11 protein-coding genes and 1 riboswitch are annotated in these 10,903 nt (G+C 38.7%); of the genes, 7 read left to right on the top strand and 4 right to left on the bottom strand.

Annotated features, from left to right (window positions below):
* The first annotated feature begins 199 nt into the window (after positions 1 to 199).
* Positions 200 to 919: a DUF547 domain-containing protein gene (locus tag E1140_RS12285; protein ID WP_155183985.1), complete on the top strand. Its 720-nt coding sequence runs from the start codon at positions 200 to 202 to the stop codon at positions 917 to 919.
* On the opposite strand, the gene E1140_RS12290 is transcribed toward E1140_RS12285, so the two are convergent.
* Genes E1140_RS12290 through E1140_RS12300 form a run of 3 tightly spaced genes read right to left on the bottom strand, consistent with a single transcriptional unit; the run spans position 920 to position 4,084 of the window.
* Positions 920 to 1,903 (bottom strand): ABC transporter ATP-binding protein, encoded by a 984-nt coding sequence (locus tag E1140_RS12290; RefSeq protein WP_155183987.1) that lies wholly within the window; start codon positions 1,901 to 1,903, stop codon positions 920 to 922.
* Positions 1,904 to 2,944 carry a FecCD family ABC transporter permease gene (locus E1140_RS12295; protein WP_155183990.1) on the bottom strand — a complete coding sequence of 347 codons (1,041 nt, stop codon included), beginning with the start codon at positions 2,942 to 2,944 and terminating at the stop codon, positions 1,904 to 1,906.
* A gap of 6 nt (positions 2,945 to 2,950) precedes the next feature.
* Positions 2,951 to 4,084 (bottom strand): ABC transporter substrate-binding protein, encoded by a 1,134-nt coding sequence (locus tag E1140_RS12300; RefSeq protein ID WP_155183993.1) that lies wholly within the window; start codon positions 4,082 to 4,084, stop codon positions 2,951 to 2,953.
* A gap of 64 nt (positions 4,085 to 4,148) precedes the next feature.
* Positions 4,149 to 4,353: riboswitch (cobalamin riboswitch) on the top strand.
* Positions 4,354 to 4,439: 86 nt separating this feature from the next.
* On the opposite strand from E1140_RS12300, the gene E1140_RS12305 reads away from it, so the two are divergent.
* The 5 genes from E1140_RS12305 to E1140_RS12320 are packed head-to-tail and all read left to right on the top strand — an operon-like array spanning position 4,440 to position 8,596.
* Entirely contained in the window at positions 4,440 to 6,293 is a 1,854-nt protein-coding gene (locus tag E1140_RS12305; RefSeq protein WP_155183996.1) for a TonB-dependent receptor plug domain-containing protein, read from the top strand.
* Entirely contained in the window at positions 6,293 to 7,339 is a 1,047-nt protein-coding gene (locus tag E1140_RS12310; RefSeq protein ID WP_185153554.1) for a YncE family protein, read from the top strand. Before E1140_RS12305 ends, E1140_RS12310 begins: the two co-directional genes overlap by 1 nt.
* Positions 7,339 to 7,722, top strand: coding sequence for an acyl-CoA thioesterase (locus tag E1140_RS12315; RefSeq protein ID WP_155184002.1), 384 nt, complete (start codon positions 7,339 to 7,341; stop codon positions 7,720 to 7,722). Before E1140_RS12310 ends, E1140_RS12315 begins: the two co-directional genes overlap by 1 nt.
* On the top strand, positions 7,719 to 7,871 hold the full coding sequence (locus tag E1140_RS21500; protein WP_185153555.1) for a DUF5522 domain-containing protein: 153 nt from the start codon (positions 7,719 to 7,721) through the stop codon (positions 7,869 to 7,871). Before E1140_RS12315 ends, E1140_RS21500 begins: the two co-directional genes overlap by 4 nt.
* Before the next feature lie 2 nt (positions 7,872 to 7,873).
* Positions 7,874 to 8,596 carry a Dph6-related ATP pyrophosphatase gene (locus E1140_RS12320; protein ID WP_185153556.1) on the top strand — a complete coding sequence of 241 codons (723 nt, stop codon included), beginning with the start codon at positions 7,874 to 7,876 and terminating at the stop codon, positions 8,594 to 8,596.
* On the opposite strand, the gene meaB is transcribed toward E1140_RS12320, so the two are convergent.
* The gene (meaB, locus tag E1140_RS12325) at positions 8,563 to 9,564 is read right to left on the bottom strand and encodes a methylmalonyl Co-A mutase-associated GTPase MeaB (protein ID WP_155184008.1); all 1,002 of its coding nucleotides are present in this window, start codon (positions 9,562 to 9,564) and stop codon (positions 8,563 to 8,565) included. The two genes, E1140_RS12320 and meaB, sit on opposite strands and share 34 nt — an antisense overlap.
* A 97-nt stretch (positions 9,565 to 9,661) precedes the next feature.
* On the opposite strand from meaB, the gene E1140_RS12330 reads away from it, so the two are divergent.
* Positions 9,662 to 10,903 (top strand): CHASE2 domain-containing protein (locus E1140_RS12330; protein ID WP_155184011.1); only part of this gene is annotated, 1,242 nt, incomplete at its 3' end.

Genomic DNA, 10,903 nt, shown 5'->3' on the forward strand with positions numbered 1-10,903 from the left:
TTTACGACAGGGTTGCAATTATCGTTTAATGATCATCACGTTTTGTCTTCACATTGACATACTGAGATTAAGTTACAATAATTATGGCTCAGGATTGGTATGCAGAGCTATGGTTGTGCTAAAAATCCCGATGTGTCTCATGACTGACAAACTCCATGTGAGTCATGTGCGTTAATGCAGTCACCTAAATTTAAAAGTTATGAAAAAGACAGTTCTATTGTTAAGTATTTTTTTCCTTGGAGGAATTGTGGAGGCAGCTGACTTGTCAGGGTTTTTTAAAGAATCCGATGCTTTTTTTAAGAAGTATGTTCACAATGGTCAGGTGGCCTATAAAAGTATAAAGGCAAATAATGTAGATATTCAGTCATTGTACACTGATATCGAAACCATGAATCTGGCATTAGCCAATGAAAAGCAGAAAAAAGCATTTTATGCCAATGCCTATAATTTGATTGTGATCTATCAGGTGGCAAAATACTATCCACTAAAGTCTCCGCTTGATCAGAGTGGGTTTTTCGATAAGGTGAAGCATAAAGTGGCAGGTGAGCCAGTGACATTGAATTTCCTTGAAATCAAAAAGCTAATATTGACCTATAAGGATCCTAGAATTCACTTTGCCTTGGCCTGTGCCGCTAAAAGCTGTCCTCCATTAGCAAGCTTTGCCTTTATGCCAGATACAATGGATGAGCAATTAACTACAAGAACCAAGTTGGCTTTGAATAACAAAGACTGGCTTATTGTGAAGCCTGCAGAAAAGAAGGTTTTACTCTCCAAAATATTCGACTGGTATAATAAAGATTTCACGATGAATGGAGAGAATTCTGTGATTGATTTTATCAATAAATACAGAAATGCACCTATAGCTTCAAACTACACGGTAGGGTACTATGAGTACAACTGGTCGTTGAATGAGGAGTAATTAAAGGAGGCTAATCAATTCTTCAAGGGTGTTTACTGTGTATTCACCCTTATTTTTTATTTGCCATGCTATGTTGCTGTCATTTATAATATTGATGACAATTTCAGATTCGTCTACCACAGCGTATCCATAACGTTCCAGTGCATTTTTAGTCCATAGGAAGGCATGACCATCACCTATCAGGGACACTTCGCCTTTGCCTAATTGCTTTTCAAGTCTGCCTGTTTTAAGGTCAAATCCTTTTAATCCAAAAACCTCATCTATTTTACCATTCAATACCAGATCTTCAGGAAAACCATCTATGATAGGCTCATCGGGCCCTGCTAACCAAATTCTATCTGCCGACTGAAGTGCTAAATCCAGCTCATGCGTGGCCATTAGTATAGCTTTATTAGTAGATTTCGCCAGATCACTTAATAAGTTAATGACTTCCACGCGGTTGTTTAAATCGAGATGTGCGGTGGGCTCATCTAAAACCATGATAGGAGTATCCTGACAAAGGGCTCTGGCGATCATTACTTTTTGCAATTGACCATCACTGAGCTCATAGATTTTTCTATTTCTTAGCGCATTGATGTTGGTCTGATTAATGGATTGATCAATAACCTCAATGTCTGATTTGGATAAACTAACTGACCATCCCAAATGAGGGTAACGCCCCATGGCAATCAATTCCTGAGCGGTCATATTGCCCGCGTTGATCTTGTCTGTAAGAACTACACTTACCAATCTGGCCATTTCAGCAATGGTGATATCAGAAGTATTTTGTCCGTTTATAAACAGTTGCCCAGCCAAAGGTGGCTGAGCGCCAATCATGGTTCTGATTAGTGTTGATTTCCCTACACCATTGGGGCCCATGAAGCAGACCAATTGCCCTGAGAATAAGTTAAGGTTAAGACCATCCATAATCATGTTTTGATTAGGAGGCTTACCATATCCAATGGCTAGATTTTCAATCGACAATATGGGAGATTTACTAGCCATTTAGCCTGCAAAAGTATTTTTCATTGATCCTCTTCTGAGTATAATCCATATTACTACTGGTGCTCCCAATAATGATGTAATCGCATTAATAGGTAAAATCATATCGCTGCCTGGCAGCTGTGCCACCATATCGCAAACCAGCATAATGATAGCCCCGGTCATGGCTACTGCTGGTATTAAAATCTTATGATCAGAAGTGTTGAAAAGTAATCTGGTGAGGTGCGGTACGGCAAGGCCGATAAAGGCAATAGGTCCACAAAATGCTGTAATACTTCCAGCCAATAAACTTGTGCTCAAGATGATGAGGAAACGTGCCTGCTTCACATTCAACCCAAGGCTTTTGGCATAATTCTCACTAAGTAGTAAGGCATTTAATGGTTTGATAAGAACAAAATTTAAGGATAATCCTGCTAGCAGAATAATATAGAGAATAAGTACTTCGCTCCAGTTGAGTCCACCCAAACTACCAAAGGTCCAGAAAAGATAAACTTGAACCTCTTCACCTGTGCTGAAATATTGAAGGATACTCACAACCGCGCCAGTTAAGCTTCCGAACATTAAACCAATAATCAATAATGTCATGCTGTCTCTAACACGAAGCGAAACAATCATGACCAGTATCAGCACCAACCCGGAACCTGTGCTGGCTGCTATGGCCACCAGCCAATTGGTAAAATTGAAGAGCCCAACTCCATAGACAGAAACACCAGCCAATAGTAATAATGCCACACCTAAACTAGCACCAGAGCTGATACCCAGCACAAAAGGACCTGCTAAAGGGTTTCTAAATAATGTTTGCATTTGCAAGCCACTTATGGACAATCCGGCACCAACCACTAAAGCGGCTAATGCTTTAGGCAATCTAAAATTGATAATGATATTTTTCCAACTCTCTGAAGCCCCTTCACCACCCATTATGATGGATAATACATCTGGAAACGGAATAGTAATACTGCCCAAAGAAATATTGAGAATGAATAGCAGAACTATGGCTAAAGGCAGCCAGAGTAATAGTTTTATTTTGTAGTTATTATTATTCATAAGGTCTTACTCCAGCTGCTTATGAAAATAAAGCTCATGTTCAGGCAGTTGATTTGGACAAAGGATTTTAATCAAATCTGCCAAGATCAGATCCGGTCTTAGATAACCCAATTCTAAAAATTCACTGCCGCCCTTAGCACCTTTGCGAGCATTATAAGTATATATCTTTTTGCTCTTGAAAGCATCAAAATCGGCATACCTGTTATCAGCTTCTTCTATAGCCTGAAGTGTTTCAAAACTGGCCACACCAATCCAAAAATCTGCATTAAGGGCTTTTTCATAAACTGCTTCAAAACTCAATTCCAGAAAGCCACTGGTAGAGTCAGAGGCCCACAAATAATCACCACCGGCATCACGCATAAGGGTGGAGGCATAGTTTTTACCACCAGGCATGTACCAGGTATCACCATAAACTACACCTGATAAAATGGTTGGTTTGTTGTAATTATTTTTGTCTAGTGCAAGCAGCTCATTGTATCTTTCTTCAATAGAATTGAAAACTGAATCGGCCATTCTTTCTTTATCAAAAAAGGCAGCCATAAACTTTAGCCATTCGGCTCGACCCAATGGGTGCTCTTCCAGATATTCTGCATTGAGTACAGCAGGCACTCCAAGCTGCTCCATTTTATTGAATTGCCCATAATCACCACCTATGGTATAAGCCATTATCATATCAGGATCAATTGAGATCAGCTCCTCCAAATTGATATCACTGTCAACACCAAGATCTTTCACTAAGCCATCATCTATACGGGCTCTCATTTTTTCGGAACTGATGTAATCAGTAGTTGGAAAACCAATCAACTTATCGGTTTCGCCCAGATAATCTAATAGCGGAATGTGTGTAGTGGAAGTACACACTATGCTTTTGAGGGGCACCTCAATAATTCGCTCATTTTGAAGTGAGGCTGGTACTTTTGACGCATCAGAAACCAGAACATATTTAAAGCTTGTCTTAGCATTCATATAAGGCTTTTTTACTTCAACAATCTTAAATCCATCATAATATTCTATAGCAAAACCGGTAGCATATTTTAATTCTAAAACCTTATTAGGGGCATTATTTTCCTCATCAACGGCACTCTTTTGGGTACATGAGATAAGACCAATAAATAGAATAAGGAGAAGACTACGTGACATAGTTTAGTTTAAAATTTCGTCAACAATATTAAACAAAATGTTAGTACATGATAAAACTTTTCTAACTTTGACCTTGATTAATGGTTGCTGATATGCACTACGCATCGTCAACATTAAAAGGGAATCTTGTGAGAATCAAGAACTGTCCCCGCAACTGTAAGCTCTAACAAAGCTTGTTGTACAATCTAAGCCACTGTCTCGATTTACTGAGGTGGGAAGGCGACAACAAGAGAGCAAGTCAGGAGACCTGCCGGTAATCAAAAATTTTCAAGCCTTCGGGAATTGGGGCTAATGAAATGAACAATTTATTGCTCATATCACTAACACTAATCCGAAGCTTTTAACTCAGTAAACTATGAGGAAGAAGCTTTATTTGTTTGTAGCACTTTTTGTGCTGACTAACTGTGCTTATGCGCAGCTGGATTCACTCTTGTTGGATGCAGTTGTGGTAAGAGGTATTCCGTATGCCAAATATGCGGTGGGTCAAAAGGTGGTGACAGCTGATAGCAGCATAAAGAAACAGTATGCCCAAAATAATATTGGTGATTTACTGGCCGCTACTAACCCTGTTTATATCCGGTCTTACGGCAATAATATGGCCGCTGGCATTTCATTCAGAGGTACTGGACCAAATCATACCGGAGTATTCTGGAATGGACTTAATATCAATTCGCGTACATTAGGTCAATCCGATTTTTCGCTACTTCCTGTTGTAGGTACCGATGAAATTTCATTGCAGTATGGTTCCTCAGGAGCGCTGTATGGTTCAGATGCAATTGGCGGAACAGTCCATTTAAATAATCACCCTAATTGGAAAGAAGGACTTACTCTGGGTTTGAATCAGGGACTTGGCAGTTTTGGAACCACTCAAACCTCGGGTCTTATTAATTTCACCAAAGGGAAAGTCAACTTTAAGTCTTCGGGGTATTATCAACATGCTGATAACGACTTTCCATACACCATTCCATCCAATGGTAGGGTGGTCAAGCAAAACAATGCCAGCTATAAATATTATGGATTCAATCAGGATCTATACATCCAATTGGCGAGTAATAAGCTGATAACATTTAACGGATGGTTCAATTCAAATTACAGAGAGATTCAACCGGTCATTGGAAATTTTACTTCTAAAACAGATCAAGAAGATGAAAATATAAGGCTAACAGCTGCCTATCATTACAACTCTCAATTTGCCTATACAACTTTCAGAACTGGCTTCGTGAAGGATTATCAGCTTTACGATAATGCTTCAGTGGTTCAAACGAAGCAGATCATCAACCAGCTACAAAGTGAGAAAAAATGGGATAAGTTTAAGACCACACTTGGGGTCAACCACAATCATATTATTGCCGATGTTGACAGTTATGATAAGGAGCAAAATGAAGATAGAATAGATTTCTTTGCACTGTCAACTTTACAGCTTACAAAGCTTACACTAGCAGCTAATCTCAGGTATAACCTTGTTAGTGGATATTCATCAGCATTTGCGCCATCACTTAGTACAGAGTACGCTCTTAATCCAAATTGGAAGCTTTTTGGGCAGCTGTCAAAGAATTACAGAGTGCCAACTTTAAATGACCGGTATTGGAGTCCGGGTGGTAATGTTGATCTGAAAGCAGAAACAAGTTACAACACAGAAGGAGGACTTAGTTTTAAGAAAGGCGGCTTTTCGGCTTCCGCCAATTACTATAAAATGTGGGTATCAGAATGGATTATCTGGGTTCCCGAATCCAATTACTGGACCCCTAAAAACATCAGGAAAGTCAATTCTGAAGGAGTTGAAGTACTCTCTAGCTATGACGTGAAGAGCACTAATTTGTTCATCAACTTTAGTGCAGGCTATTCATTCAACATAGCTGAGCCTACCAACACCATTTCTGCAACCGACAGAAGTCTTGGCGAGCAGCTGCCCTATACGCCAAAGCATAATGCCAATGCCGCAATCAATGTCACCAGTAAATTAGGAAGACTATTGATCTCAGGCAGGTATACAGGTGAAAGATCAACTATTGGCAGCACAATGCTGGATGGTTATTTCTTCATGGATGCCACAGTTGGTAAAAGAATTAAAAGCAATATCGGAGAATTTGACCTTAGCCTTTCAGTCAAGAATTTGCTTGATGCTGAGTATCAATCTATAATCAACACGGCCACGCCTGGTCGCTATTATCAGTTTAATTTCAACTATTCTATTCAAATCAAAAAATGATGAAAATCAACAACATTTTTAAACTATTTGCGCTTTCTATTTTTCTAATCACCAGTTGTAGTGATGACGATAGCGGACCATCATTTCAATCTAATGTTTTAGTCATTAATGAAGGAAATTTTTTAAGTGCTGAAGGATCAATTACAGGATTCAACAGCTCAACTGGTGAAGTGGAGGCTGATCTTTATCAAAGCACCAACGGATTCGCAATAGCTGCTACTATTCAACAAGTAGAGACTTTCGAAAATGAATTTTTCATTACTTGTAACAACCCTGATAAACTGGAAGTGATAAATAGTACTTCTTTAATGAATTCAGGAACAATCAGTGAAGGGTTAGCAACACCTTATGCATTTGCCGGAAGTGGTGACACTGGTTTCGTAACCAATTGGGGGACATACAATAGTGAGACCTATGGATATGACGATCCATTTATTGCTGTTGTTGACCTTTCTGATTTGACTATTTCATCTACCATTCCCTGTGATTATAAGCCTCAGGATCTATTGGTTTTAGGAGGTAAACTTTATGTTTCTAATGTCAATTCTAATTCCATTACTGTAATGGATATTGCCACTTTGGAAGTAGTTGCATCAATAGAAACACCGGCTGGGCCTGATAAAATGGAGTTGGATGCTGCTGGTGACATTTGGGTTATATGCACTTCAGGTAATCTTGTCAAAATAGATGTTGCCAGTAATGAGGTAGTTAAGACAATAGAGAATGTACCAACTTCAGGTTTCAATGAGAAAATGGTATTGAATTCAGATAAGAGCAAAATTTATTTCTTATCTACAACTTACGATGCGGATTGGGTAGCAACTTCAAATGTATTTGAGATTAGCACTACTGCTTCCATAGCACCATCAACCCCGATTGTTTCATCAGCCAGCTTCTATGGTATAGGTGTAGATGGTGAGGTTCTATATGTTGGTGACCATAATAACTATCAGGGAAACGGCACAGTATTCAGATATACATTGGATGGAGAAGAAATAGATAATTTCGAAAGTGGAATAAATCCAAACGGTTTTATCTTTAGATAATGGATTTAGATAATAGAATAGAGCAATCAAAAACCTCCATTTTTAAGGCAGTATTTCCGAACACCACCAATCATTACGATACACTGTTTGGAGGTGCCGCCCTCCAGCTTATGGATGAGGTAGCCTTTATCACGGCTACCCGATTTTCCAGAAAAAGGGTGGTTACTGTTTCTTCTGATAAAGTGGATTTTACACACCCAATACCTGCTGGCACCTTAGTAGAGCTGATTGGTGTTGTTAGTCATGTTGGCAATACGAGTCTTAAAGTGCAGGTTGAAATTTATATTGAGCAGATGTACTCTGAAGATAGGAAAATGGCAATCCAAGGAGAATTTACATTTGTGGCTGTTGATGAGAATAAAAACCCTGTGAAGGTATTATGACCGACAAGAAAAAAAAGAATGATACAAAGAAGCCCTTATTCTATATAGAAAATGGGCTTTATGTATTTACTAAAGAATACCATCTGCAGCGCGGCTATTGCTGCAAGAGTGGTTGCCGCCATTGCCCTTATGGGTTTAAAAAAGATTGAATTTGACAAACAAACCAAAAATATCGATCAGTTGGAGTGGAGGAAAAGACTCTGCACTAGCACTCCACAGGTTAATGAATCAAGAGGAATTTGAGATTGTAGAAATCCATACCGTATTTGAGAGCGACACCAAGCGCGTAGGGATTCATAATATTCCAGAATCATTTATTGAGGCTCAGGCTGAAAAACTAGGCATTCCACTTAAAAAGCTTTATTTAGAAAAGCGGACAATGGCTTATCAAAGGTTAATGACTGACTATTATAAGCAATTGAAATCGGAAGGAGTGGAGCATGTTATGTTTGGTGACATTTTCCTTGAAGACCTAAAAGATTTTAGAGAAATGATGCTCAAGTCTGCTGGTATTAAAGGCGTTTATCCTTTGTGGAAAGAGGATACCAAGAATCTGATTAATGAATTTTTTGAATTTGATTTTCAGTCTGTCCTTTGTGCCGTTGATTCCAAATTCATTGACCAAAAATATTGCGGAAGACTTATCTCACCTTCATTTATTAATAATCATCCTGGCATAGACCCCTGCGGAGAAAATGGAGAGTATCACAGCTTTGTGATTGAAGGGCCTATATTTGGCTTTAAGATTAAGGTTAATTTGAATGGTGTGTTTTCACAACAACATACATTTAAGGTTAAGGATGAAGATGGATCAGAAAAGGAGTTGAAAGAATTATTCTATTACTCTGATTTGGACTTGTCACTCAAAAGCTGACGAGCAGCTGCCTGCGGTGTGATCTTTTTTAACTTTACTTTTTCTTCAATTGATTTCAATGCTGCCTGATTTGAGTTCTTTTCATAAAAGGCAGATAGCAAACCCTGATTTAAAGTTTCATGCAGCCAGTCAATATTTTGTTGCTGACGTTGAATTTCCAGAGCGTTATTGTCTTCCATATGGGATTTGAAATCAAGAATTAAATTCCACACCTCATCAATCCCGACATTATCCTTTGATGAACAGGTCAGTACCTTTGGATACCATCCGGTGTCATTTGGCGGAAATAGGTGAATCGCGTTTTGATATTCACTTTTCGCACGTTTGCTAGCTTTTACGTTCTCTTCGTCAGATTTTGTGATGACTATGCCATCAGCCATTTCCATTATACCTTTTTTAATCCCCTGTAGCTCATCACCCGCACCAGCAAGCATCAGTAGAAGAAAGAAATCTACCATGCCTTTTACTGCCACTTCCGACTGTCCAACACCTACAGTTTCTATAAGAATGATATCAAAACCTGCAGCCTCACATAGAAGCATTGTTTCACGGGTTTTGTTAGCTACCCCACCAAGTGACTTACCCGTTGGTGAAGGTCTTATAAATGCATTTGGGTGATGAGCCAATTGCTCCATTCGCGTCTTATCACCCAAAATACTTCCGCCACTTTTCTGACTGCTTGGGTCTACCGCCAAAACGGCAACTTTATGCCCTTGGTCACATAGTTGGATGCCCAATGCTTCTATAAAGGTGCTTTTGCCAACGCCTGGAACACCTGTAATTCCTACTCTTAATGATTTTCCTGTTGAAGATAATAATTCATTAATGATGGTCTCACTTAAATCACGATCAGCGGTTAATGAACTTTCTACTAAAGTTATGGCCCTGCTTAGTATTACTCTATTGCCATCATTAATACCACTGATGTATTCTTGAGTTGTAAGTCTTTTTCTTTTTGCGATGGCCATAGTTACTCGAAAATAATAAGTACAAATACATTTCAATTGACAATTCGTAATTATTTGTAATAATGTTTATCTTGACTTCCTAATTAATTGGCAAGCTATGACAAAGAAAAAAAAGCAGGGTGGAAGCATCTGGTTGGATAGTATATTCGCAACCATTTTTATCTACCTTTTTATGTACGTCATTTCTAATATTTCAGCATTTCAAATTTTTGATGCCTTTGACTCCATAGGTCAAGCTCTGGAGGATATGGAGATGACAGATATTGCTTTTTCCCAATTAAGAGACCCGCTCCCTCCTGACACCAGTATTGTCTTAGTAAATATGGGCCCTTTAGGAAGAGGGGAGATCGCACAGCAATTGCAAATTATTGATAAGTATGATCCGAAGGTTATTGGGATAGATAGCTTTTTTAAAGACTACGGACCAAATAATGATACCCTTGGTTCTATGTTTTTGGCTGATGTTTTAACAAACCTAAAATCAGAACTTGTTATGGTGGCAATGGTACAGCAAAGTGATTCTTTGGCAGAATTACACGCGGGGGACGAGATGTACGATATACTTTACAGATCTGACAGCATGTATACAAAAAAAGCACATCATGCAATAGCTAATTTGGACACAGAGGCTGAATATCAGGATGATATAAAAATTTGCAGAATGTTTCCCCCTCAACGGGAGATTTTAGGTACAGATTTGAAACCTATAGCTTTTGCCGCTAAACTGGCTGAAGTATTTGATCCTACCTCAGTTGATCCCTTGCTAGAGAGAGGCAATGAATTTGAAATCATCAACTATAGAGGTGACTTTGTAAACTTTTTTGAGGAAGATAAATTCGCCACGAGGTTTTATGCATTGGACTGGGATCAGGTTTTGAGGGAGGATTTTGTACCTGGACTGCTAAAAGATAAAATTGTTCTTTTAGGCTTTATGGGAGAATATTTTGGTGCTCCGGAGTGGGAAGATAGATTCTATACACCACTTAATTCAAAAATTGCTGGTAGAGCAAATCCAGATATGTTCGGTCCAGTTATTCATGCCAATATAGTCTCAATGATTTTAAATCGTGATTATGTTGACACACTTGGAGAGACTACAGAATTCATTATAGGGCTTATTTTATGCTATTTAAATGTTGTTCTATTTTCCCTAATTTATAAGAATATGGGATCTTGGTATGATGGAGCCACCAAGCTTATTCAGGTAGTTGAGGTTTTGGTAATAATGTTCTTGATTATCTATTTATTCTCCTGGATCAGTTTCAAGCTCGAATTAACCATTGGCCTGTTTGCCATTGCTTTGGCAGGTGATTTGCTAGAAATATACTATGGAGTAATT

Origin of the sequence: Fulvivirga lutimaris, from assembly GCF_009711525.1 — a bacterium.
Lineage (GTDB): Bacteria > Bacteroidota > Bacteroidia > Cytophagales > Cyclobacteriaceae > Fulvivirga > Fulvivirga lutimaris.

Bases quoted from the DNA above. Each gene is read 5' to 3' on its own strand.
- E1140_RS12285 (WP_155183985.1), top strand. From the start codon at position 200: ATGAAAAAGACAGTTCTATTGTTAAGTATTTTTTTCCTTGGAGGAATT.
- E1140_RS12290 (WP_155183987.1), bottom strand. From the start codon at position 1,903: ATGGCTAGTAAATCTCCCATATTGTCGATTGAAAATCTAGCCATTGGA.
- E1140_RS12295 (WP_155183990.1), bottom strand. From the start codon at position 2,944: ATGAATAATAATAACTACAAAATAAAACTATTACTCTGGCTGCCTTTA.
- E1140_RS12300 (WP_155183993.1), bottom strand. From the start codon at position 4,084: ATGTCACGTAGTCTTCTCCTTATTCTATTTATTGGTCTTATCTCATGT.
- E1140_RS12305 (WP_155183996.1), top strand. From the start codon at position 4,440: ATGAGGAAGAAGCTTTATTTGTTTGTAGCACTTTTTGTGCTGACTAAC.
- E1140_RS12310 (WP_185153554.1), top strand. From the start codon at position 6,293: ATGAAAATCAACAACATTTTTAAACTATTTGCGCTTTCTATTTTTCTA.
- E1140_RS12315 (WP_155184002.1), top strand. From the start codon at position 7,339: ATGGATTTAGATAATAGAATAGAGCAATCAAAAACCTCCATTTTTAAG.
- E1140_RS21500 (WP_185153555.1), top strand. From the start codon at position 7,719: ATGACCGACAAGAAAAAAAAGAATGATACAAAGAAGCCCTTATTCTAT.
- meaB (WP_155184008.1), bottom strand. From the start codon at position 9,564: ATGGCCATCGCAAAAAGAAAAAGACTTACAACTCAAGAATACATCAGT.